This is a genomic window from Mesorhizobium sp. P160219 (assembly GCF_057786095.1).
This window is the reverse complement of record NZ_JBYNWG010000001.1, coordinates 4,050,196-4,074,514: the sequence shown is the minus strand read 5'-3', so window position 1 is coordinate 4,074,514 and position 24,319 is coordinate 4,050,196. Positions and strand designations below refer to the sequence as shown.

The following is a 24,319-nucleotide window of genomic DNA, read 5'->3' as shown; positions in this document are numbered from 1 at the left end:
AGACGAGAACCGATGCTAACCAAGCGCGTTTTCATTAAAACACATGATAAAATCGATGAGGCCATCACCAAAAAACTTCTCACCCCGCGAGGCGAGGAGCTTCTAAACATCGACTTGCGCGACGCGATGCTCGAAAGGGCGGCCAAACAGTTATACGCCATCAACAAAAGGTCCCGTATCGCCTTCGCCAAATCCATGCAAAGGACCTTCAAGCGCACAGTCAACAACAAGAGCAAGAAAGCTGCGTATCATTTCGTCACCCTGGCGCCAGCAAGGTTCGCTGTCCCCATCTCGCAAGCCTCGGCCATGGATGTCGCGCGCATCATCAAGTGGGCCAGGCGTCACCTCGGGAAATGTCACTTCATCGCCTGTGTAGAGGCTGCGGTCTACCCGAACCTTGCGAAGGCCGGCATCGCCCGGGAGATAGTGGTCTCTTGGCACATCCACGCCATCCTCTGGGGGGTCGAAAGCGAAGCCGTTAAAGAACGCGTGGACAGGGTGACCAAGCGGTGCCCCTCCCTCCTTCCGGGCGTACCGGCAGGGCACGTTGCGACGTTCACGGCCGACGAGATCCTTGGGCGGGTATGGTACGCTCTCAAGGCCCCCTGCTCGGAGCACAACGTGTACCCGATGAAGACATTGGATGTTGATGGGGAGACGGGGGAGATCTTCACGGTAGCTACCGGACGGTTCAGGCAGAAAAAGCGCGAGATCCGACCCGGCAATGCCGTCCGGATGGTTGGTGTCATGGGAGCCCGAACGATTCCGGACCTAGCTTTCGCCGGCGGGAAGGGTGCAGCGCTTCTGGAACGGGCTGAGAAGGCCGCCCGACGCACGCTGGAGAAGCAAGACAGGGAAACCGCGCTGCGGCTCGACCGGCTGTTTAAGTAACTTTGACGTTACCTCCCTCGGCGAGGCTAAATCGCCGGTCCCCACGATCGTCATCGCTGATCGGTGTTGGCGCCTTCTCCTCGGTCCGGTTAGCTCGCCAATTGCTAGGGCGCGTCGGCTTTCTGCATCACATGTACCGACGCGGCTGCCAGCGGCAGCAAGAAGAACAGCTCAGGCGCGCTTCATCTTGACAACTTGCGAGCGGTCTTCCTGTTCGCTAGGCTGAAAGGTCCGCCAAGCCGGCGGCAGGTTCTGCTCCCAACTGAAGAAATCCCGCAGCAACCAGTCTCTTTCGGGCATGGCTATTTCCGACATCGGCGGTAGAACCCGCTTCCAACCCGGCTCGCCACTGGCCGACGCGAGCACCGCCTTCACCGAGGCCGGGAACGGTTTCCTCGAAAGGATGGAGTCGCCGCCCAACAAGGCCGGCACGAGCTTGCGGCGATCGAAGGCGGTCGGCGCGTCGAACATCGCCCGCATCAGACGCGGCATGGCGTTGCCGAGGCCGCATATGGTGCCGCGCGCGCCCGCCGCGAGCGTTTGCGGTAGATGGGTCTCAGAGCCCGTGTAGATGGACAAGTGCGAGAAGCGGCCGATCAAGGCCTCGGTGAAATCCAGGTCCCCGCCGCTGTCCTTCACGCCACTGATGATCCCCGGATAGGCCTCGTCCAGCCGCCGGATGACGCGCGGCGTCAGTGGGACGCCGCAAATATCCGGGAAATGATAGAGGCACAGTTTCAGATCGACACGCGAGATACGGTCGATGACAGTCGCGTAGAAGCGGAAGGTGCCGTCCTCGGTGATGCCGCCGCGATAGACGCAAGGCGGCATCAGCAGCAGGCTGTCAACGCCACGGTCCAGCGCATGATGAGCCAGCCGTGCAATATCCGGGATCGACAGTGCGCCGACCGAGACGATGAGCCGACCTGGCGCGATACCGGCGGCAATGACGCCATCGAGTGCTTCTGTCCTGTCCTCCACCGAGAACTCGGTGCCCTCGCCCGTCGTGCCAAAGAGCGCGATGCCGTCGCAACCGGCACCGAACAGCATCTCGATGTGACGGACGAGCAGTTTGATGTCGGGGTGCAGGTCGGTCGTCAGCGGTGTCGCCGCCGCGACCATGAAGCAATCGATCCTCGGCAGGGCTGGCGTCTGGATCTTCATAGTGGGCTCGCTCGTCTGTTTGAGAGCAGTTTGTGCCCTCCGGCTCCAACAAATGATGATTGATTGCCTATTGTCAACATTCAGCTTGACGATTTGTAGCTGTGGTGAAACCATCCGTTCGTCAGGTCGCGCGCCATCGAAGGCGCCCCAACAGCGACGCAGAGGGGAAGAGCATGAGCAAACAGGAGTCTTCATTTCTTAATCGTGCCGTTGGCCGCCGCACGGTAGTTGCCGGCGCCTTGGGCGTCCTGGCGGCGCCCTTCGTCTCGCGGCTCGCTTTCGCGGCAGGCAAGGTCATCCGTGCCTCGACGCCCGGTCCGGACACAGAATGGCAATCCAAGGCGCTGCAAGCGTTCAAGGCGGAACTCGACAAGTCGATGCCGGGTGCTTTCGACGTACAGTTGCACTACAACGGCACGCTGTTCGCGCAGGGCACGGAAATCGAGGCGATGCAGCGCGGCAATCTCGAAATCGCTCTCACCTCGCCTTCGGATATTTCGGAACTGGTCCCGGAATTCTCGATCTTCACCACCGGCTATCTGTTCCGCGATGCCAAACACCTGGATGCGGTGTACGGCGGCGACATCGGCAAGGAATTCAAGGACAAGGTGGCGAGCGATCTGAAATTGCAGATCCTTAGGAGCCAGTATCTCGGCACGCGGCATGTCATCCTGCGGACAGCCCGCACCGTCAATGTGCCGGCGGATCTCAAGGGCGTGAAGCTGCGCATGCCGGGTTCGGCTGCCTGGCAATTCCTCGGCAACGCGCTTGGCGCCAGCGCCACGCCGCTGGCCTTCGAGGAAGTCTATCTTGCCATGCAAACCGGCACGATCGACGGCCTCGAAAACCCGCTGCCGGACGCCATCGCTTCAAAGTTCTACGAGGTGTCGAAACAGGTCGTGCTGACCGGCCACCAGGTTGCGAATGTCTTCTTCACAATGCCGACCGCGTTCTGGGACGGGCTCAGTGACGATGAGAAGAAGGCGATCCTCGCGGCCGAGGAAGTGGCCAAGAAGGTCAATGACGACGGCGTGATCGCCACTGAAAACGATGGCAAGGCGTTCCTTGAGGCACACGGCAACAGGGTGACGACCCCCGACGTCGCGGCTTTCCAAAAACATGTGCTCGATGCTTTCGTCAATTCGGACTTTTCGAAGACCTGGCCCAAGGGCATGCTTGATCGTATCGGCGCTGCCTAAGCTCGGTTGATGCCGTCCTTGGCCATCGTTTGGAAGCGACTGGCGGAGTCGGTGAGCGTCGTGGCTTTTGCCGTGATGTTCGCCGGCTTCGTCATCGGCATCGTCGCCCGCTACGTCTTCAACGCGCCGATATCGTGGACGAACGAGCTTTGCGTGGTCGCCTATGTGTGGATCGTGTTCTGGACGAGCGACATACTGATCAAGGAGCGGCAGCACATCGTCTTCGACGTTATCTACGGCCTGTTTCCACCCCGGTCGCGACGAGCCCTGGCGATCTTCGTGACGCTTTCCCTGGCGGTGGTGTTCCTTGCCGCCCTGCCCGGCACTTTCGACTACATCCTGTTCCTTCGCAATCGTCACTCGACCTTGCTGCATCTTCCCATGCAGTTCGTGTTCGGAAGTTTCCTGATCTTCCTCGTCGCCGTAGTCGTCAGCGCACTTCGGCGCCTCTGGCAATTGTTACGACCCGGTTGGGAACAGCATATCTAGGAATTTTTCATGTCCTTCGCCGTCGAGGTGATGTTCGTTCTATTCTTCGTCTGGATGTTCGCCGGCATGCCGCTCGGCCACGCCATGCTGGCCTCCGGCATCGTGTACTTCGTCATCACCGGCCGCGACATGGGCCTGGTCGCCAGCCAGAGCCTCAATGGGATCTACGGCAACTTCGTCATGCTAGCGGTGCCATTGTTCATCTTTGCCGCCGAGTTGATGAATGCCGGTAAGATGACCGACAAGATGTTCGGCTTCGCCAACCTCCTCGTCGGCCGGTTTCGGGGCGGGCTCGCCCATGTCAACATCGTCGCCAGCGTGATCTTTGCCGGCATGAGCGGCAGCGCGCTGGCGGACGCGGCAGGTCCCGGCAAGATCTCCATCGACATGATGATCAAGGCCGGCTACCGCCCCGGTTTTGCGGCGGCGCTGACGTCGGCATCCTCGATCCTGGGACCGATCATTCCACCCTCCATCCCGATGGTGCTCTACGGCGTCGTTTCCAACACGTCGATCGGCTATCTTTTCATGGGGGGTGTCGGCCCCGGCATCTTTCTGGCGCTGGTCATGATGGCGGTGGTGGCAGTGCAGGCGCGGCTGCAGAATTTTCCGACACAGCCGAAGCCAACCCGGCAAGAAGCGATTGCCGTGACACGCGACGCGGCACCGACCCTGGTGTTGCCCGTCATCCTGCTCGGCGGCATCTACTCGGGCGCGGTCACTCCGACCGAAGCCGCGGCGGTGGCGGCTTTCTGCGCACTGTTGCTCGCGCTGTTCTGGTATCGGACACTGTCGCCAAAGGTCCTGTTCAATGTGTTGATGGAATCGTCGCGCTCGACCGCTATCGTGGCGATCACCATCGCCGGTGCCGTGCTGATGAACTACGTCGTCGCGGCAGAGCAGATACCGGATCAGCTCGGAAGCTGGATTGCCTCGCTGGACCTCAGCCCGCTGATGTTCATGCTGCTGGTGACGGTTTTGTTCCTGATCCTCGGTGCACTGCTCGACACCTTGCTGATGCTGCTGATCGTCATCCCGATCCTGATGCCGACCGTGCGGGAACTTGGCATCGATCCCGTCTATTTCGGCGTCGTCTCCACGGTGAATATGATGATCGGGCTAATTACACCGCCGATGGGACAGTTGGTTTTCCTCATATCAGGCATTACCGGCATAAAGGTCGCGACCATTCTTGGCGAAGTCTGGTTGCTGCTTTTCATCTTGATCCTAGCGCTCTTCGTCCTCGTCTTCGTGCCCCAGATTACGCTCTGGCTGCCGGAGATGGCGGGCTACGTGCCGGTAGGAACATTCCACTGAATTACCCCGAGGACATGACATGCCCGCTATGAAGGAACTGGTCAAAGGCACCGATCGCTACCGCCACTACATCAATGGCGAATGGGTCGATTCCACCATCAAGGAATGGATCGAGGTCGAAAACCCGGCAACGCAGGCGGTGATCGCCTCGGTGCCGAAAGGCGGCGCGGACGATGCCGACCGGGCGCTGGTGGCCGCTCGCGCCGCCCAGCCTGGTTGGGAAGCCCTACCGCCGGCGGCGCGTGGGCAATTGCTAAAGGATCTGGCGCGGCTGATCCTCGAAAACCGCGAACGGCTGGCGCGCATCGTCGTTGCCGAACAAGGCAAGCCGATCCACGAGGCGCGCGGCGAAATCGAGGGGGCGGCGCTCTATCTCACCTACGCCGCCGAGGAAGCACGCCGCATCACCGGCGACATCATTCCGTCCGATGTGCCGGACGAGCAGATCTGGATCCAGCGTGTCGCCCATGGAGTCGTCATCGGCCTGACGGCCTGGAACTATCCGGCGGCGCTGATGTGCCGCAAGATGGGTCCGGCGCTGCTCGCCGGAAACACCATCGTCATCAAGTCGCATGAGGGCACGCCGATCTCGGCGCTGGAGATCGCGCAGCTCTCCTCGCAGCTCGACTTCCCGCCTGGCGTGATCAATGTCGTCAGCGGCACCGGCGAAGGCATCGGTGCGGCCCTGGTGCGCCATCCTATCCCACGTCTCATCACGCTCACCGGCAGTGTGCGCGCCGGCAAGGAGATCTTCCGTGCCGCTGCTGAAGATCTCAAATTGCTGCGGCTTGAGCTCGGTGGCAAGGCGCCCTTCGTCGTCGCCGAGGATGCCGACATCGGAGCAGCCGTTCGCGCGGCCGTGCTGTCGCGCTTCGAGAATTGCGGCCAGATCTGCATCTGCAACGAGCGCATGTATGTGCATAGGCGCGTCGCCGACGAATTCCTGGAGAAGTTCACCCGCGCGGTGAAGGCACTAAAGGTCGGCGATCCCACCACATTGGTAGATGTCGGGCCGAAATTCAGCGGCATGGAACTCGACAAGGTCGAGCGCATGGTCGAGATGGCACGCTCCACCGGTGCTGAAGTGCTGACCGGCGGGCGGCGCCTGACAGAGGGCGAATTCGCGCGCGGACACTGGTACGAGCCAACCGTGATGACCGTCACCGACAATCAGATGCGCATCATGCAGGACGAGGTCTTCGGCCCTGTCGTTCCGGTGATGACGGTCGGTGATTTCGATGAAGGGCTGCGGCTTGCCAATGAATCGAACTACGGCCTGTCGGCCTACGTCTTCACCAAGGATATGCGCCGGGTGATGCGGCTGGTGCGAGAGCTGAAGTTCGGCGAGATCTATGTCAATCGGCCCGGCGGCGACGCCGTGCATGCCCACCACGCCGGCATCCGCGACAGCGGCATCGGAGGCGAGGACGGCAAGTACGGGCTGGACGCCTATTTCCAGAAGAAGACTATCTACGTCAATTACGCTTGAGTCGTTTCGTCGGGGCGCGATCCAATAGGCAAGGCATTGCGCCTTCGCCGCCGGGACCGTAAGGCTGGCCGCAATGGCACGGGCGGTGCGATGAGTTTTGCCGATCAACTACAGCGCTTCGGGCTGCTTTTGCCGCAAGGCCGCGCGACAGTGGTGCTGGCAGGCACGCCGGACGAGATCGGCCGGGTCTATGAGACGGTCGATGCAGCGCTCCGGCAGCGACCCGGCTATCGGCTTGTGCTGGCAGCGGCGGCCGAAGACCTCTCGGAACTGCGCCGGCGATATCCTCATGAACTGGTGCTGCCCTTGCCCTATCCAGCGGGCGCCGGGCTTTGGCGGCGTCGTCTGGAAGCGATCCTGGTCATCGGTCCGGCGAGACTGAACGCGGAATTTGGGAAGGCCGGCGTCCTCGACAGCAACGACCCCATGACAGCCGGGACGGTCGCGACAATGCTGCCGCCCCGCGACTTGCCGGCTCGTCCGGTTTCCACCAGCACATTCCTGATCGACCTGCTGGGTGGAAGTAGTATCGCTTCGCTGGCCGACCTCAAGACGCGGCTCGGCAATCCACGAACGATAGTCTGTCTTGGCAACGGTCCATCATCCGAGGATCCGAGACTTTCGGACCATCGCGATGCCGCGCTGTTTCGCGTCAACTGGAACTGGCGCGGGCGCGGCTGGATGACGGAGCCCGCTGTCGTCTTCACCGCCGATCCCGACCTTCCCGGTTCTGGACGGCGGCCGATCATCACCTTTCCGACCGCTGCGATCGGCCGGCCAATCCTGATGCGCCATACGAGGGCGATGCGTCCTCCTTCGGCTGGCTATATTTTTCTTGATGCCTTCGATCCGACGCTCGCAGATCTTTCCGGACCAATGATCCCGACCAACGGTGCGCTGATGATTGCCGTGGCCGCGGCAGTTGGAGCCGAACGGATCGTGATAGCCGGAATGGACCTCTACCAGCACCCGCACGGACGCTATCCCGGCGATGCCACGGCGTTTGACGGCTACTCGCGCGAACACAGCGCCGAGATCGACCTGGCGTTGATGCGCACCGCTTTGGGCGGTTTCAAAGGCGAAAAGATTATCCTCAGCGACAATCTGCGCGCCGCGCTCCAAACGCCTGGATAGCCGGCCTTGTCATATTGCAGGTGGCGCCCTCAGGACGCCTTTTCCCGGATGGGCTTGGCGCTGCCGCCTTGCTTTAACAGTTTCGCCAGCAGCTTGACTTCGGCATCGTTATGATTGCGCGCCAGCTTCTCGGCCCGGTCCGCATCGCCGGCGATCACCGCCTCGATCAACGCCTTGTGCTCGGCAATCAGCTCTTCATAGTCGTTGGGCAGAAAGCCCGATTGCACCATGTGGAAGCGGACCTGCTGGACGATGAAGCGGTGTTGTTCGGCCAGGCGCTCATGCCTGGCTAGCTCTATAATCGCCCCGTGCAGGTCGAAATCGATCCCTGTGGCATCCTGGAAGCGGCCCTCGCGAATGGCGTGCAGCAGGTCGTCGGCAATGGCACGCAGGCGCATTCCATCTGTTTCGCTAACGTTGGCCGCGGCAAGGCGCGCGCCCAACCCTTCCAGCGCGCCGCGCAGCGTGTAGATTTCCCAGGCATCGACGGTAGAGGTGCCCGAAACTTCCCAGCGGGTGAAGGCCACCTGCTGGACAAGACCTTCATTGGCCAGTTGCGCCAGTGCCGAACGCACTGTGCCGCGGCTGACTTCAAGTTCCTCGGACAGTTGGGTCTCAAGCAGCCGTTCGCCGGCCGGCAGCACGCCTTCGAGTATATGCGAGCGTATCTGGTCGGCGGCCCTGCGGTCGAGCAGACGCTTTTCAGACTTGAGACTTGTAAGCTTCGTCATCAATCGACTCATGGCCAACGGTGCCAACTACATATTCCGGCGCCTTGGCCCACGCAACCGGCATTGCTGACAATTAACGATAGCTCATCGCCACTGAGGAAATGCTGTTTGGCACCCAAAGCCGCTGGGGACGAGAGAGCCCTGAAGGTGGCACACAGATTTATGTTTGCTGATTGCTGACAATCAGGCAAAACTATGTTTGATTGCTTTCCTAGGAGTGGGCAATGGCCGAAGTGAAAAGCGTGGTTCTACAGCTGAAGCCCGACGACGAGGTGGCCGTGGCGCTTCGCGACATCCATGCCGGCGAGACCCTGGTGCCGTTTGGCCCGCTTGCAACCACCGCTATCCCCTTCGGCCATAAGGTAGCGTTGCGACCGCTGGAACAGGGAGAGGTGATCCACCGCCTCGGCCAGCCGATCGGTCTGGCGACGGCCGCTATCCCCGCTGGAGCGCATGTCCACCTTCACAATATGGGTTTCGAGGCATCGATGGCAGGGCGTGCGATCGGCACACGGCTATCCAATGCGCCAGTGCGGTTGCCATCGGATATCCCGACCTTCGACGGCTATCTTCGCGCGGATGGCAAGGTTGGAACACGCAACTATGTCGGCGTCCTGACCTCGGTGAATTGCTCGGCGCTGGTCGCGCGCATGATCGCCGATCATTTCCGTGATCCGAGGCGGTTGCTGCCCTACCCGGGCGTCGACGGGGTGGTCGCGTTGACCCACAAGTCAGGTTGCAGCGTCGCCGATGGCTCTATGTCGATGAAGATGCTTCGGCGGACGCTCGCGGGCTACGCGCGGCACCCGAATGTTTCTGGCGCGCTGCTTGTCGGGCTTGGCTGCGAGGACAATCAGATCGACCAGTTGATCGACGAAGAGCAACTCGAGCTCGGTGACGACCTGGCCAAGCTGGTGATGCAGGAGACCGGCGGAACCCGTTCGAGCATTTCGCGCGGCATCGAGATGGTCGAAGCCATGCTGGAAAAGGCGGCAAAGAAGCAACGACAGAGGGTCCCTGCGAGCGAGATCATGGTCGGGTTGCAATGTGGTGGCTCCGACAGCTTTTCGGGAATTTCCGCCAATCCCGCACTCGGTGCCGCGGTGGACCGTCTCGTTGCCTGCGGCGGTACGGCGATCCTGGCGGAGACACCGGAAATTTACGGTGCTGAAAACCTCTTGCTCGAACGCGCCGTGACCAAGGAAGTCGGCGAGCGGCTGATCGGGCTGCTCGAATGGTGGGACGACTACACCAGCCGCGAACCGCAAGGTTTCGACAATAACCCTTCGCCAGGCAACAAGGCAGGCGGATTGACCACCATCCTCGAGAAATCGCTGGGCGCGGTGGCCAAGGGCGGCACCAGCAACCTCGTCGAGGTCTACGGTTATGGACGTCCAATAGACAAGCGCGGCCTGGTGTTCATGGACTCGCCCGGTTTCGATCCGATGTCGGCGACCGGTCAGGTCGCGTGCGGCGCCAATTTGATCGCATTCACCACCGGGCGCGGCTCCTGCTTCGGCTGCCGGCCGGCACCCTCGATCAAGCTCGCGACCAACTCCGAAATGTATGCCCGCATGGAAGAGGACATGGACATCAATTGCGGATCGATCCTCGATGGCGACAGGTCGATCGACGAGATGGGCGAAGCGATCTTTCGCGAGATGATCGCCACCGCCTCGGGCAAAGCCACCAAGAGCGAACTGCTCGGCTACGGCGACGACGAGTTCGCGCCATGGCATGTCAACGCGTGGCTATAGGCCAGGAATTCGGAGGGACATCATGCCGACAATCAGCGTTAGGCTGCTCAAGGGACGCAGCATCGATCAGAAACGCGAATTCGTCGAGGTCGTGACGCGCGAAGCGGCGAGCATCCTCAAATGCGGACCTGACGTGATCGACATCATTTTCGAGGATGTCGAGAAGCACGATTGGGCGGTGGGCGGCAAGCTCGCGTCCGACAAATAGCGTGCCAATGATGCAGTCGGCACGGCTCAGCGTCGATATCGGTGGCACGTTCACCGATCTGGTGCTGCTCAGAAATGACGGCCTCACCTTCTCGGCCAAGGTTAGCTCAACGCCGGCGGCACCCGAGGACGCCGTTATATCGGGCATGGCCGAAGTGCTGGCTGCCGCCGACATCCCTGCCGCCGCCCTCACTGAGATTTTGCACGGGACAACGGTCGGTTCGAACACACTGCTGCAGAAACTTGGCGCCCGCACGGGACTGATCACGACCAAGGGGTTTCGCGACGTGCTGGAGATCGGCCGGCTGCGCACGCCCGGCATGTTCGACCTGACCTGGGACAAGCCGGAACCGCTGGTTGCCAGGCGATACCGGCTGGAAGTGGCCGAGAGGACGCTGGCGGACGGCACCATCCAAACACCGGTCGTCGCCGAGGACGTGCTCAGGGCGGGCGCCTTCTTTCGTGACGAAAGCATCCAGTCCGTCGCCATCTGCTTCCTCAATTCCTACAAGAACCCAGAGAATGAACGCAGCGCCGCGCAAATCTTCTCGCAGGCTTTCGCCGAGATCGCGGTGACGGCCTCCGTCGACGTGCTGCCCGAAGCGGGCGAATACGAACGTACCTCGACGGTGGCTGTGAATGCCTACGTGCTGCCGCCGCTTAAGGGGTATCTGGAGCGTCTCGAGCATAAATTGCGGTCGGCGGGTGTCACCGCGCCGCTGTTGATCGGCAATTCCAATGGCGGCCTGTCTGCGTCCACCACTGCGCAGAGCAAGCCGGTTTTCTTCATATCGTCGGGTCGTTCTTCAGGCGCCGTCGGTGCCGCACGCCTGGGCGCGGCTCTGGGCGAACCCAATCTCGTTGCCTTCGACATGGGCGGAACGACGGCATCGGCGGCACTCATCCACCGGGGCGTGCTGAGCCGCACGCATGAATACGAGTTCCGCGCCGGAATGTCGGTGCCATCGCGCTTCATCAAGGCCGGCGGCTACATGATGCGGGTGCCGACGGTGGATGTGGCCGAGGTCGGCAACGGCGCCGGTTCCATCGCCGCGATCGACGCCGCCGGCCTGCTCACTGTCGGTCCAATTTCGGCGGGCGCCGATCCCGGTCCCGTCTGCTATGGGCTGGGCGGCGCACGGCCGACGGTAACGGATGCCAATGTCGTGCTTGGCTACTTGCCGCCGCGACTGGCTGGCGGCACGCTGAGGCTGGACGTCGAGGCAGCGCGCATGGCGATCGACAAGACGCTGGGAAGCCCACTCGGGCTCTCCGCGGCAGCGGCGGCCTGCGGGATCCGGGAGATCGCCAACGCCAACATGGTTCGCGCCATCCGTGCCGTGACGGTAGAGCGGGGTCTCGATCCGCGCGACCTCACGCTGCTTGCCTTCGGTGGCTCGGGTCCGGTGCATGCCTGCGATCTCGCCAGAACGCTCGGCATCACACGGGTTGTGTTTCCGCCGTCGCCAGGGGTGTTCACGGCAATGGGCATGCTGGCCGGCAGCATCGAACATCACGAGTTGCGGTCGGCGCAAGCGAGGCTCGATCTGCTGGGGTTTGAAGTGGTTGAAAGGTTGCGGCGCGAGATGCGCGCGGCCGCTACCGTGGCGCTGACAAGACAGGGCTATGCGGCCGAGACGGTCGGCTTCAGCGAGGCGATCGATCTGCGCCTCGAGGGACAGGACGCGTCGCTGTCCATACCGTTCTCCGGTGCGTTCGACGCAGCTTCCCTGCGGCCGGCGTTCATCGCGGCCTATCGCGACACCTACGGCTACACGCCAAACGACGCGGTGGAAGCGGTGGCGCTGCGGCTGCATGCCCACGCGCGGATATCGGAGCCGCTCGATTTCACCTCGCTCAAGGCCGCACGGACCGATGTCGGTGCGCGCGAGGAGAGGCGCATGGTGCACTTCACCCGCGACGCGGCGATCGAGACGACGATCGTACCACGTGCGTCAGTGGTATCGGCGCTCTCCGGACCGGTGATCATCGAGGGCGCGGACACCACTATTGTTATCCCGCCCGGAATCCGGGTCGAACCAAATGCGACCGGCAGCCTGATCGCGACGCTGGAGGCTGCTTGATGACCGCCATCGATCCCATCACGTTCGCGGTCATCAAGTCGGGGCTCGACACCATCGTCGACGACATGGCCTACGCGGTGATGCGCACCGCCCGCTCGCCGATCGTGCGCGATGTTCTCGATTATTCGGTGACGCTCTGCGATGCCAAAGGGCGGATCCTCAGCCAGGCAAAGACCGTCGCCCTGCACTTGGGCGCCGTCCCGGACGCGATGGACGTGATCGTCGAGCGCTTCCGCGACGACATGTTCCGGGGCGATGTGATCGTGCTCAACGATCCTTATGACGGCGGCATGCACCTGCCCGACATCTTCATGTTCAAGCCGATCTTTTCCAGCAAACGATTGCTCGGATTTTCCGTCGTGATCGCCCATCATTGCGATGTCGGTGGCCGGGTGCCGGGCTCGAATGCGTCGGATTCGACCGAGATTTTCCAGGAAGGCCTGCGCATCGCGCCGATGAAGCTCTATGAGCGCGGCCTGCCCAACAGGACGTTGTTCAATATCATCGAGAAGAACGTGCGGCTGCCGGCCATGGTGCTCGGCGATCTCGATGCGCAATACGCCACGTGCAACATCGGCGAACGCGAGATGTTGCGGCTGTTCGAGCGGTACGGCGAAGAACTGGAAGCCTATTTCGACCGGCTGATCGACTACGGCGAGGAACTGACGCGCAAGGCGATCGCCGGCTGGCCGGATGGCGAGTACGCCTTCACCGATTACATCGACGGCGATGGCTTCTCGCCCGCGCCGATCCCGATCGTCTGTCGGATCACGGTGAAGGGCGACCATCTGTGGGTCGACTTCGCCGGCTCATCGCCACAGGTGAAGGGCGCGATCAATGCCACGCTCTCTTTCGTCAAGTCCTCGACCTATCTGACCATACGCTGCGCCCTCGACCACGACGTTCCCAACAATGCCGGCGTCTATCGCTGCATCACCGTGACGGCGCCGGAGGGATCGATCCTCAATCCGAACATGCCAGCTCCGGTGGCGGCGCGGGCGCTGACTGGCTACCGCGTCGTCGACACGGTGATGGGGGCTCTGGCACAGATCGCGCCGAAGCGGCTGATGGCGGCAGGCGAAGGCGGCAACACAGTAGTCGCCATCGGCGGCTATCACGGGCCTGAGTGCAAACCTTTTATCCTGGTGGATATGATCAACGGTGCCTGGGGCGGTCGGTCCGACAAGGACGGCATCGAAGGTATCACCAATCCCAGCCAGAACATGTCGAACTTGCCTATCGAGACGATCGAGGCGCGCTACCCCGTGATGATGGAGGAGTATGCGCTGCGAGAAGATTCCGGCGGCGCCGGGCAATTTCGTGGCGGGCTAGGACTGGTGCGGCAATATCGCCTGCAGGCGGACACGGCGGTCCTGCAATTGCGCGCCGACCGTCACGAGCATTCGCCCTATGGGCTGTTCGGCGGCCAGGCGGCGGCGAGTTCAAGGAATCTGCTGAAACAAGACGGCGAATGGCGCGTGCTGCCGGCAAAGGTGACGCTGGAGATCGGCAAGGACACCGTGATCCGCCATGAACAGGCTGGCGGCGGTGGTTGGGGCGACCCGGCAAGTCGCGGCCGAGACTCCATCGCGACCGACCTGGCCAACGGAAAGATCTCACCTGCGCGCGCCATGGCCGACTATCGTTTTGAGGCAGAGCCAAAGGCAGACGGCGACGACACTTCAACCTGACGTCCAACACACAATGCCGGCTAAGGTGCCTGCAAAAACTGGAGATCTGATATGACTTGGACAGGCGTATTTCCCGCTGTCACCACGAAGATGCAGGCATCTGGAGCGATCGATATCGAAGCTACCCAGAACAGCATCGATAGGCTCATTGAAAATGGCATCTCCGGCGTGATCGTGCTGCCGATGCTTGGCGAAAATGCCACGCTCACTCAGTCGGAACGCGACACTGTCGTTCGCGCCGCGAAAGAAGTCGTCGCGGGACGGGTGCCGCTGCTGTCGGGCCTTGCGGAGCTGTCCACCGACAATGCATCGGCTGCGGCTCGCAACTACCAGAAGCTTGGAGCCGAAGGCCTAATGACCTTCCCTAGCCTCGCCTATCGCACCGACCGCCAGGAGACCGTCGCCTGGTACAAAACGGTGGCCGAGGCGAGCGATCTGCCGGTCATGATCTACAACAACCCCATTGCCTACAAAGTTGACGTTGATGTCGAAACGCTGAAGGCGCTGGTCGACGTACCCGGCATCGTGGCCGTCAAGGAAGAAACCGGTGACATCCGCAGGGTCACCGACCTGTTTAACGCCTTCGGCGATCGCTTCGATATCTTTTGCGGCGTGGACGATCTGATCCTTGAAAGCCTGGCGCTGGGTGCCATTGGCTGGGTCTCTGGCATGACGAATGCATGGCCAGCCGAGTGCGTATCCCTGTTCAACACGGCACGAGGCGGTGACTTCGCGACGGCCCTTCCTTTGTACCGGCTGCTGACGCCGGCGTTTCATCTCGATACCGACGTCAAGTTGGTCCAGTACATAAAACTTGCCGAGCATCTGGTGTACGGCGCCCCAGAGCATGTCCGAAAACCACGCCTCCCGATCACTGGTGAGGAACGGGCGAACGTCGAGGAGATCATCATGCAGGCGATTTCAGATCTATCATGCTTGGCCGGTCGCAAAGTGGAAAGGGCTGATGTGGCCGCCAGTGATGTTTGTGGCGAAGTGCAAAGCAAAAGCTAGCCGTTGAATGCCGGCAGTGTGAGGCCCTTGACGCCAACGTCGAGCGCGAACAATCCACCCGGATTATTCTGTCCGACAAAGTGGCAGGCCGGACGTTTGAGTACTGCTGAGGTGACACACAGGATGGCCCTGCATTAATGCGGGCGTTTGCGGCACAAATGCAGGCGTTTATCGCCGGTACGGAAACCTCCCAGGAACCAAGGTGCGTGCGGCGCTAACGGTGATTAGAGATCGCGATTACGCGTTCGACAATGGTCAACTGGTCGCTGGCATTTCGGCGCTCGCGGTTCCCATTTTGCCTCGCGGAAGAGATGCAATCGCTGCTATTAACATGACGAGTGCGCGATTGGCTCCGGACCGTTTGGTATCGCTGGTTGGATTGCTGCATCGAGATACCCGCCAAATTGAAGAGGCGCTGAATGCCCTCGAAGGTTCTCACATCGCCCCAACCAGCTAAATGCGACCAGGAGGCGTGAACTGCTTTGGACGCAGACAATACGCTTTGCGTACCAAATGTCTGCTCACTGACTAGACACCAAACAGCCCGAGCCGCCGACTTGAGGCGCAAAGCTGCCGTTCATCTCGCGGATAATAGCCGCGCCCTTCAAGACCGCGGTCTGGCGCTCAAAATCCGTCAAAGAGTCCGATAGTGTGAAATGGGTATTTCACACTGAAAAGTCCATTGCTGCCGGCCCCTTGTCTGACAAAGGCTACAGATCGACCGCACGTTGGATAACGTCGTGCCACGCCTTCGGCGAGTATCCGGTCGATGGGTGCTGCATCCGCACTGCGCGCATAGGTGGATTTCGGGGCAGATCGATCCACTCGCCAGCGAACGACCATGGGTGTCCATCGTATTCAGGATAGTGGTTCCTGATTATCCATGGAAAAAGCTCGTAACCCCAGATCAACAGCACTTGGGGGTTCGTCGCTTGAAGCACATCCTCGAACGAGGCCTTGCCGTCCTGAAACTGCTCGGGGGTAGGCCTGTTGGATCGAGGCGTTTTGGCGAGCACTTTTGGGATGTAGTTATACAGGGCTAGTGAACTCCAGACTTCAAATTCGCCCCGCTTGCCATCGCACTCGAGTTCTTCACGACTCTTGCCAGATACGGCCCAAGCGACGTTGTCAAAGGTCCGGACCCAGCGCTCACCGGCCGGCCTCGATTGGTAGAGCCTCATCGCATCAGCAGTCATCTCAGGAACTTTGCTGCCTACCGGATGTTCGCCTGCATAGTGCGATTCACCGACACAGAGCACCCGTCTTCCGCCCACGATGTTGTCGGCAACACCAAATCGTTCCCCCACCCACGGCTCAAACATTATCGTCCCCATCTTCCTTGATTTCAAAAGGCGGCAGTTTGTGCGTCCATCCGGCTAGCATGGCTCCTAGCACAGCTCCAACGATAGCGTGCGGAGGATCATACGTGCTGTGTGCATGGGCGACCTTACGCTGACTATCGATGAGACAAACTCGATAATCCGTTCCCCAATTGACGTTGTCCTCCTCGCTGATCGTAAGGCGGAGGTAAGAGCCGAAGACTCGATCCTTGAATTTCAAGGCATCGTCCACTTTCGTGGTGAAGTGAGGGATCAATTCGAGGCGGGGGCTTTCTATGAATTCACCGTCGGGGCGGAAGTAGCCGTGACGTCCCATTTCGACAACATGGACGCCGTCGTCCTCAACATAGTCGACTTCGAATATATGTGTTTCGCTGACCCAGTCTTCATGGACAGCGGGCAGCAGTTCTCGCAACTTGAGTTCCGCATCAAGTGCATCCGGAGGCAAAGCGCTCAACGTCACATCATTGTTCATGACGGTGCCCCGCCGAACGGGGCGTGGGTCGATGGCTCTAAAAAGGTCTGCGTCATAGTCGCGACTGGCGTAGTCGACCCCTACCAGGGGCAATAGACCCGCGAGCCTGATAATGGTCGATCGCGGGATTTCTCTGTGTTCAACGTAGGCCATAGGTTCTCCTTGGTCTTGCCAAGCCAGAACCTTTCTTGAGCGTCTAATTCAGCCTTTGCGTCCGCAAAAAATCTTGCCGAAGCAGAATCTATGGTGGCGTATGGGTGCTGGTCACTGGAGGTCACCACTGTCCAAGAGCGCCTGGAAAGCTCGCAGACCCACGACGCATTTGCTGTGCAGACCATAGCCGGCGAACCTTGCAACAAAAAACCTCAACTCGAAATCAACCGGCTCGTCGACGGAGCCAATTAATCTACGGAGAATCGTACTGTTTGGGTTCGTGTTTGCGATAATAATTATAACTTCTGGCCTACCCGACACCGTAACTCCGTCAAACACCTTAGCACGATTGAATCTCAGTAGCCCAAGTTGATCCAACTGGCGGAATTGACTCTCAATCATATTATTCAATTTCTCACTTCTTAATTCATCGCGTAGAGTTGCGCTCAAATCCGCAAGATGCTTCTGTAAACCCGCCTTTCCATCCAGAGCAGAATCTCCGTACTTCATCTCTATGAAGACTGGACCACATTTTTTTCCTGTCTTTTTGTCCTTGGCCAACCATCTAAGGCCAACCATATCAAACCGCCCGGAACCCGCGCCGCCATCGTATTCGATGTCCGTTATGAAGTATTCGGTCCCGTTCGCATTGCGCGAACGGTTATTTTCCCATGCAACAAGCTGCTGGAATTCGCGTTCCAACTTGGGATGTTTGGCAAGGTAGCTGTTCATGATCTCCTTGAGATGTGGAAAGGATTTCAGCCAAAGCTGGCAGTCTGCCTCCGTTCCAATCGACTTAGGCAATTGTTCGAGTAACGCGAGCTGCTCAGGGAAGGCATTCTTCCCGGCGTAATTCACGTCGAACGTCGCTCGGTAGCTGCCAGGGTTCTTCTTCGCGATTCGCATAAGATTGCCGCCCCTGTAGTAGATGTTGATCGAGGCCCCCCTGAGCGCAAGCATGAGAGTGTCGTCCACGCGCACACGCTCTGTTAGATGCCGAAGCATCCCGTCCTTCAAATCATGGAGAAATTCCTCCGAAACCGCCCTCATTCAAATCTGCTCCCACTTGCCATCTTCTGTTGGTGCAACATTGTCGAACAAGCTGCCGAACCGATCCGGAAAGAATGTATGGATCGGTATCAGTCTGCCAGGGTTGACCGCCTTGGCATATCGCTGGAGATCCTGGATATCGGCGTGGCCTGAGGTGTGGATGGTCTCCATCGGGATGCTAAGTTCGCGGCACCTAGCCATAAACCTGATGCCGGATTCCTGAGCGAGATACCCATCCCATTGAGACCAGATTACGCGTGCTCCGTTCAACGCCCCAAACTCACTTAGGTCGGCTAGCATCCGTGGTCTAACGATCATTACCGACCTGCTCGCTGCCGCCGATAACTTCTCCGGGAATATCCGTAGTCCTTTATAGCCGTCGACCAGATAAGAGATTTCATTCTGGGCCAGATGCCGTCGTTGGTATTTTGGAATATAGACTTTTACGTCGTCCCAGCCTTCTGCGGGCTTGGGGATGGAGGCGGTATCCGTGGCTCTCAGGACCTCCGCCCCATAGGCGTCAACTATCAGTTGTCGACCTGAGCGCTTTCCTGCCCGGTAGATGCTGACAACGCGATCGATGTTCTGAACCGAGCAGGCCACCAATACCATCCCCGTGGTCTGGTTCATCGCATCGAGCAACCGGTTTTCGATCTGGCCTTCTGTCTCAAACCGGTCGCCTTCAGCGAGCCGACCAAGGCTCGATCCCTCCATCAGCATTACGTCGACGGAATTTGGTGGATTTGCCACAAAGCGCTCGAACAGGGCGGCCTTTCGGCCATGCCCTCTTATGTCCCCGGAATACAGCAGCCGTTTTCCCCCAGCCTCGACCAGCAGACTGTAGGCGTCGAACCCGGAGTGATCCATTAAATATGGGGTGACCTTGAAAGGGCCAACGTGGAAAGGCTTGCGATCCCGATACACGATGACGCTCTCTGGAGCGTAGCCGCCTGGGACGAACGGCTTCGAAGCACGCATGATCGATAAAGTCTTGGCGCCGACATAGACATCGATCGGCTGGGAGAGTTTCGGAAGAAGGCCCCAGTGATCTCGGTGGCCATGACTAAGAACAATCCCCAGCAGCCCGTCGTCTGCCTCTTGCAGGCCACTGACAGCTGGTAAGGTTGCGCTTTCGAATTCGAGGTCGAGTGGGAGTCCCAAGTCCAGCAAGATCCTGTGACCGTCCTGCTCCAGTTCGACGCAGCTTCCTCCGATTTCCTTACTGCCGCGACGGATACAGAGCTTCATTTTGGCTCAGGCCCCCAGCCCAAATCTAGCCCCTCGGCTTGGAACCATGCTCCTCGGCCTCATGTTGGCTATTTAACGCCCGAATAGCTCACCATTCGGCCGTCCTGGTCTAAATCGATGAAGGCCCGCTTTCCGCGAAGGCCAACAGCCATGAAGACGAGACGGTCCGGGTGGGCCTCCAGAAAGCGCAATGAATGGTCATAGGCGTCATAGTGAGTGATGTCGTCCCCATCGGTTTCGCGAAAGCCGTTTTCCTTCAGGAACCGCTCGTTGAACTTGGCTACGGCGATCATTTTCAGCCGTTTCGGTCGCTGAAAAACCCCAGCCACGACACCGATCCCTGCGATGATCGCGGTCACCACGAGTCCGCCGAGCAGTGCAAGAGGAAGAGGACTGTGAGCATTGCCATCATTGACGAAGGCGAGGACCCCGAACATCAAGAGGGTCGCGGCACAAAAGCCCGCCACGATCAAAAGCAGACTTCCAAGAACGGTCAGGAAGATGGTTCCGAATATCCCTCGATCATGTCCCCGGACGAGACCCCGTCCGCCGATGAACGGGCAAAAAATCGCTGCCAAAAGGAGCGCGATCAATTCGACGTTCTTCTTTGTTTTCTTGTAAAGGTCCCTGCCGAACGCAAGTCCAAAACCTGCGACAGCAGTCCCACCAATCCCCGCCGCTACCAACGCCAGTCTTGAACGTCCGTTTGAACTCATGTGCTCGCCCCCGCGCGTTTAACTAAGTTGCGTGAGGTCCGAATCAAAGAAAACACGAACCACAAGGCGCCAGCGAACCAACCTATCGCCGCAATCAAAACCGTTACGACCAAATAAACCAGTTCCCCAAGCCTGATCGCGCCTTTGCCTAGCAATTTCAGGACCGCAGAGGTTCTCTCACCCGTACGCCTTGCCAAGGATCGGAACCGGGATAAATCCTCGGCATCGTCGGCATATTCCAGCGCTCGAAATGTCGCCTTTATTCCTCCGCTAGACGCTATTCCGGTTGCAGAGCTTGCCAGTATACCTACCTCCTCGACCATCTCTTTGCGAACCGCGCCGCTAAAGGCTTCCTTTGCAGCCTTGATGTCGACAGGCATCATTTCGGAGATCAGTTTTCTGAATCCCGAGAAGTCGCCCTTCGCCACGTTATGCCAGTCGATCTCCCTGAAGGCCGCGCGAACGGCCGCAACCGAAGGAGTCTTGAATGACGGCAGTGAGGTCCGGGAAAGTCCTCGTTTCAAGCCTTCAACGTCAATCAGACGAGCGGATATGGCTCCTAGGCGCGTGCGCAGCGCTTTCGATAGCTTCCCCGCCTTGTTGGCGTTTTTGAATAGCGAGAACCCGATATCGATCGGTCCGGAACCTGGAACATTCGTCGCTAGACCGACTAGGGAAAGCCCAAGCGTGAGCTTGTCGTAGTCTTCTCTACGGACAAGATGGTTGCCTTGGATAACTGCATCGCGGATATCGCCGACACCGAAGTAATCTGCCGCCAAAACCCCTCCGATAGAGGCTGGAGTCGTCACTTGTCCGGTAATCGCGCCGTCCAGGAAATCTTTGCTGTTTCGCAGTCCGAATTCAAAAGGGCTTTCTTGCGCCCGGTCCACCAGATCCGGCGGCAATTGGATCCCATTGTACTGGGCGAGCTTCACAAGGCTGTTAGCCTCAGAAACATCCCCCTCTTCCAGCGCTTGTTCGATGGATACTTCATAGTCGTTAGTGGAAAGACGACTCAGGCGATATTGTGAGATCGCGAACGGATCCCAAAAATCAAAGGCCAGCTCCAGGGCGGCAAATTGATTCGAGGATAAGAAGGCAACAAGTGTTGCAGTCAGCACTGCCCCACTGATTGCCTGTCGACCCAGACGGATCATACGGAACATTCACTTCGCACCTGCGCCAGAGTATCTTTTCAAACATCTCAACATCCCCGTCGCGAAAGGCGTGGACGAACCCCCTCAGTGTAAAACTGGAATTCCACACTGAGAACACTCTCCACAGTGGCTGGTGATATTCAAACTTGGTCTTTTGAGATGAAATCTGCAACTGAGGGTCAATCAGGCTCCCAATCCCATCTCCTCCTGGGACAAGCTCTCGATCATCAGTGGATCGAGTCCTTCAATGACCTGCAGATGCCGCCCGGCGATACCCTGAAGATCGCCATACATTCCTGCGGTCGCCTCAACCACACCGCGGATCTGTTGTTCACGCTTCGCCCACAACCTCGTCATGGTTTTGCGCTCCTTCTCGAGATCCTCCTGCATGTCGGTGAACTTCTCGACGATTGCTTCCACGCGATGCCGAAAACGCGGGCCCGTCAGGTACCCGTAAATCATCTCCATTTTGGTCTGTTGGCCTTCGCCGGCATGGCGCGCGCCAAGCAAGGAAATGAGCGATTCACGCAGAGCTATGGCCACTGGAACCGCACATCGTGGTTCGGTCACCCAAACGCCGTCGATAAGATCGAACGAATGATCCATCCCCTGCGGAAGGGCGTGCGACACAATAAGAGCCACCTCTGCCTTTGCGGCGCGCTGGTCGTCCCGCAGTTTTGCCAGCCAGTTTCCGCTCCAGTTCTTGGTGCGCTTGATCTCCCACAGTATCGTGCCGGCCAGCTGTGACGTCGGTCCCATCACCCGCTGGATGATGTCGCCACCAAATTCGCCTTTTCCCACTGGTTCAATCTGATCACGTGGAAACTTTTGTCGAAGCATCGCTTCAAACTCCAGTTCCTGGACTTCACCCTGCAGCTGTTGCGATCCCTGCTCGGCTCGCTGCTTCAAAAGCTCAATCTGCTTCTGCATTGAGCTGATTTGCTCCTCCTTCTCGCGGACCTTGAGATGAAGGCCATCCTCCGCCTCCTTCTTCGCTTTGTCGCGCACGCTGACTACCGATTCTTGCACGCGCTGTTCGACAGTTAGTTCCAGTTCGCGACGTGCGTCATCGAGCTCCCTTTCTTTGCGGAGCGTCTCTGCTTGGACCTTCTGCGCCTCCCCCAACTTTTCATCGCGCTGCTGGAGCAGTTCCTTCAGATCGCCAATTTCCTTTGCACGCTGCTCCAAATCCGACGAGACCTTAAGTGTGGCGCGCTTCGCCTCCTCCGCCCCAATCCGCTCGCATTCGGCAGCAAGCTTTGCTGCCACTTGTTCATCAACAGTCTCCTTGGCGTTCGCGACGTCTTCCAACTGTCGCCGGACCATTTCCTCGCGCGCTCCGATTTCGGAATCCTTCTTTGCCAGCCGCTCTTCGAATTCCCGCCGCGTGGCGTCAATCAATGGGGCCGCCAAAGACTCCGTCAGCTTGATTTCCGTCTTGCATTTCGGACAGCAGATCGTCGGTTCCATTTTGGCCTCCCCTTCCTTCGAGCCTTTTTCTACCGCCGCTTTCTCACGTTGCGGCTGAGCCTTGCTTCCTCAGAGACAACCGCAGATGATAGTCAGACACCCGTTCCAGGACGACTACATCGCCCGGCTCCGCCGTAGTGTGCCGAAAAAAGTCGGCGACGAACGCCCGATCGCGAAAGAAAAGCCGTGGATTGCCGGCCCTGGTAGTAGGGACGTCGGTTTCCGTTTGGAGGGAGCCGTACTCAAGGAGCATGCTGCGCGGCGCCGCCTTGTCCTTGGTGCTGCCGCCGAACACGTCAGTAGGCAGCTGGTGAATGAAGCTGGTTATATAGAAGTGGTTGTTGGCAACAGATTTCCCGAAATTCCCGTAGGTTAGCACACTCTCATAAACCATAAACTCAATGCTCCTTGACACGCCCGCCGTCGAAACAGCCAGGGGTGTGTTTCATTCCCATAGTCCGGTGACAAAACCTGTCACCAGCTAGTGGTCACGCACTTTGCATGATTCGGACGGATGGATCGCCAGATTATGGAAGCGACGGGAAATCCGATCGCCGATACTCGTGCACCATCTGACGAAGGGCTTGGGGACCTATCACTTCGACCTTGTCGCCCCACATATAAAGATGCCAGCACATCTCGAGGTGCCCCGACGCGGAGAAGCGCACTAGGAGCGAGCCGTCAGGTTGGTCCTCCAGCACCTGATCCGGATGAAAAAGAAAGCTGCGGGCCTGTGGAGCGGCATCTGAACTGAACCTCCAAACGACCTCGCCAAACTCGCTGTCATTCTGAAAGGCTCCGAATGCCTGGCGGGCATGCCGATTGATATCGAAGCTGGGGTCGCGCTCGAAGATTTCTCCAGTTAACTCGGCCCCCTCGATCTTTTCAGCAAGATAATGCCGGAAGCTATCACCTGCATCCAATCTAGGTTTTGCCACAAGATAGCGTCTGATTCCGATCAACACACCATACGGCTCGATAATGCGTTCGGTCGGCACGGCAGTGCCACGAGACTGATAGATGATCCGGAGTCGCTCCGAACCCTTCAAAGCCGTCGCTATGGTGGCGGCGATTTGAGGAGCCAGCCGCGAGACAGGTCCGGGACGGGCGGCTAGACCCTGCGCCTCAAGAAGGGCATCGTGATCTGTCTCCAGGCGAGCAATTCTGTTACGCGGTACCAGGGCAACGATCTTCTCCCTAAGCGACCGCAGCATGTCTGCCTCCACACCCTGGGCGTTGCGTTCGAGTGTCCCAATCGACATGTCCAGCGCAGCCAGCTCGTCTGGAGTGAGCGTGAGGAGATCGCGGAGGGCAGCCGTATCCAGGCGCCATCTTTTCCGGCCTTCGTCGTCGAAATGCGTTTCCGTATCCGGAAATCTAAGTTCGAGCGTATGGAGAATCCGTTGGGCCGTGCGTTTCGAAACGCCGAGCCGGTCAATGACATCGTCGGTGGTCACCCCCATACGATGCGCGGCTACGTAAGTCGCAAGATCGATGAGCTGCTGCGCTTTTTCGAAAGACATCGGCGTTTACCGTTTCGGGTGAC

Annotated in this window: 23 protein-coding genes; 12 read left to right on the top strand and 11 right to left on the bottom strand. The window is 59.4% G+C overall.

Translation table 11 applies throughout. The annotated features are described in order from the left end of the window. Positions 1-12 precede the first annotated feature (12 nt). The gene (locus AC3EMP_RS19645; protein ID WP_352712469.1) at positions 13-891 is read left to right on the top strand and encodes a hypothetical protein; all 879 of its coding nucleotides are present in this window, start codon (positions 13-15) and stop codon (positions 889-891) included. A gap of 171 nt (positions 892-1,062) precedes the next feature. Here AC3EMP_RS19645 and AC3EMP_RS19640 read toward each other — a convergent pair whose 3' ends face one another. Next, positions 1,063-2,055: a dihydrodipicolinate synthase family protein gene (locus AC3EMP_RS19640; protein WP_352712470.1), complete on the bottom strand. Its 993-nt coding sequence runs from the start codon at positions 2,053-2,055 to the stop codon at positions 1,063-1,065. Between the two features lie 173 nt (positions 2,056-2,228). Here AC3EMP_RS19640 and AC3EMP_RS19635 point away from each other — a divergent pair, with 173 nt between their 5' ends. From AC3EMP_RS19635 to AC3EMP_RS19615, 5 genes are all read left to right on the top strand, one after another. After that, positions 2,229-3,254, top strand: a complete 1,026-nt coding sequence (locus AC3EMP_RS19635; protein WP_352553114.1) for a DctP family TRAP transporter solute-binding subunit — start codon at positions 2,229-2,231, stop codon at positions 3,252-3,254. Between the two features lie 51 nt (positions 3,255-3,305). After that, positions 3,306-3,743 carry a TRAP transporter small permease gene (locus tag AC3EMP_RS19630; RefSeq protein WP_352712471.1) on the top strand — a complete coding sequence of 146 codons (438 nt, stop codon included), beginning with the start codon at positions 3,306-3,308 and terminating at the stop codon, positions 3,741-3,743. Positions 3,744-3,752: 9 nt separating this feature from the next. After that, entirely contained in the window at positions 3,753-5,060 is a 1,308-nt protein-coding gene (locus AC3EMP_RS19625; protein ID WP_027062343.1) for a TRAP transporter large permease, read from the top strand. Between the two features lie 19 nt (positions 5,061-5,079). Beyond that, positions 5,080-6,549, top strand: a complete 1,470-nt coding sequence (aldA, locus tag AC3EMP_RS19620; RefSeq protein WP_198030296.1) for an aldehyde dehydrogenase — start codon at positions 5,080-5,082, stop codon at positions 6,547-6,549. A gap of 90 nt (positions 6,550-6,639) precedes the next feature. Further along, a complete protein-coding gene (locus tag AC3EMP_RS19615) occupies positions 6,640-7,683 on the top strand; it encodes a hypothetical protein (protein WP_352712472.1) in 1,044 nt (347 codons plus the stop codon). Between the two features lie 29 nt (positions 7,684-7,712). On the opposite strand, the gene AC3EMP_RS19610 is transcribed toward AC3EMP_RS19615, so the two are convergent. After that, a complete protein-coding gene (locus AC3EMP_RS19610; protein ID WP_023775022.1) occupies positions 7,713-8,414 on the bottom strand; it encodes a GntR family transcriptional regulator in 702 nt (233 codons plus the stop codon). 224 nt (positions 8,415-8,638) lie between these two features. Between AC3EMP_RS19610 and AC3EMP_RS19605 the strand changes: the two genes are divergently transcribed. From AC3EMP_RS19605 to AC3EMP_RS19580, 6 genes are all read left to right on the top strand, one after another. Next, positions 8,639-10,171 (top strand): UxaA family hydrolase, encoded by a 1,533-nt coding sequence (locus AC3EMP_RS19605; protein ID WP_352712473.1) that lies wholly within the window; start codon positions 8,639-8,641, stop codon positions 10,169-10,171. Positions 10,172-10,193: 22 nt separating this feature from the next. Further along, positions 10,194-10,379 carry a 4-oxalocrotonate tautomerase gene (locus tag AC3EMP_RS19600; protein ID WP_023775024.1) on the top strand — a complete coding sequence of 62 codons (186 nt, stop codon included), beginning with the start codon at positions 10,194-10,196 and terminating at the stop codon, positions 10,377-10,379. Between the two features lie 7 nt (positions 10,380-10,386). Further along, entirely contained in the window at positions 10,387-12,462 is a 2,076-nt protein-coding gene (locus tag AC3EMP_RS19595; RefSeq protein ID WP_352712475.1) for a hydantoinase/oxoprolinase family protein, read from the top strand. Beyond that, positions 12,462-14,153 (top strand): hydantoinase B/oxoprolinase family protein, encoded by a 1,692-nt coding sequence (locus tag AC3EMP_RS19590; RefSeq protein ID WP_352712477.1) that lies wholly within the window; start codon positions 12,462-12,464, stop codon positions 14,151-14,153. Before AC3EMP_RS19595 ends, AC3EMP_RS19590 begins: the two co-directional genes overlap by 1 nt. A 51-nt stretch (positions 14,154-14,204) precedes the next feature. Next, the gene (locus AC3EMP_RS19585) at positions 14,205-15,164 is read left to right on the top strand and encodes a dihydrodipicolinate synthase family protein (RefSeq protein WP_352712479.1); all 960 of its coding nucleotides are present in this window, start codon (positions 14,205-14,207) and stop codon (positions 15,162-15,164) included. Positions 15,165-15,366: 202 nt separating this feature from the next. Continuing rightward, positions 15,367-15,621, top strand: coding sequence for an IclR family transcriptional regulator domain-containing protein (locus tag AC3EMP_RS19580; protein WP_352712480.1), 255 nt, complete (start codon positions 15,367-15,369; stop codon positions 15,619-15,621). Positions 15,622-15,874: 253 nt separating this feature from the next. Here the strand turns inward: AC3EMP_RS19580 and AC3EMP_RS19575 are convergent, their stop codons facing one another. From AC3EMP_RS19575 to AC3EMP_RS19535, 9 genes are all read right to left on the bottom strand, one after another. Next, complete coding sequence (locus AC3EMP_RS19575; protein ID WP_352712482.1) at positions 15,875-16,486, bottom strand: hypothetical protein; 612 nt, start codon at positions 16,484-16,486, stop codon at positions 15,875-15,877. Then, a complete protein-coding gene (locus AC3EMP_RS19570) occupies positions 16,479-17,132 on the bottom strand; it encodes a hypothetical protein (protein ID WP_352712484.1) in 654 nt (217 codons plus the stop codon). The genes AC3EMP_RS19575 and AC3EMP_RS19570 overlap by 8 nt, the downstream gene beginning before the upstream one ends. 111 nt (positions 17,133-17,243) lie before the next feature. After that, positions 17,244-18,182: a hypothetical protein gene (locus tag AC3EMP_RS19565; RefSeq protein WP_352712486.1), complete on the bottom strand. Its 939-nt coding sequence runs from the start codon at positions 18,180-18,182 to the stop codon at positions 17,244-17,246. Next, a complete protein-coding gene (locus AC3EMP_RS19560) occupies positions 18,183-19,430 on the bottom strand; it encodes an MBL fold metallo-hydrolase (protein ID WP_352712488.1) in 1,248 nt (415 codons plus the stop codon). Positions 19,431-19,498: 68 nt separating this feature from the next. Then, positions 19,499-20,146, bottom strand: a complete 648-nt coding sequence (locus AC3EMP_RS19555; RefSeq protein ID WP_352712490.1) for a hypothetical protein — start codon at positions 20,144-20,146, stop codon at positions 19,499-19,501. Further along, a complete protein-coding gene (locus AC3EMP_RS19550) occupies positions 20,143-21,312 on the bottom strand; it encodes a hypothetical protein (protein WP_352712492.1) in 1,170 nt (389 codons plus the stop codon). The genes AC3EMP_RS19555 and AC3EMP_RS19550 overlap by 4 nt, the downstream gene beginning before the upstream one ends. A gap of 174 nt (positions 21,313-21,486) precedes the next feature. After that, a complete protein-coding gene (locus AC3EMP_RS19545; RefSeq protein WP_352712494.1) occupies positions 21,487-22,773 on the bottom strand; it encodes a DUF2130 domain-containing protein in 1,287 nt (428 codons plus the stop codon). A gap of 43 nt (positions 22,774-22,816) precedes the next feature. Then, a complete protein-coding gene (locus AC3EMP_RS19540; protein WP_352712496.1) occupies positions 22,817-23,167 on the bottom strand; it encodes a hypothetical protein in 351 nt (116 codons plus the stop codon). A gap of 133 nt (positions 23,168-23,300) precedes the next feature. After that, positions 23,301-24,296, bottom strand: a complete 996-nt coding sequence (locus tag AC3EMP_RS19535) for a helix-turn-helix transcriptional regulator (RefSeq protein WP_352712498.1) — start codon at positions 24,294-24,296, stop codon at positions 23,301-23,303. Positions 24,297-24,319: the final 23 nt, after the last annotated feature.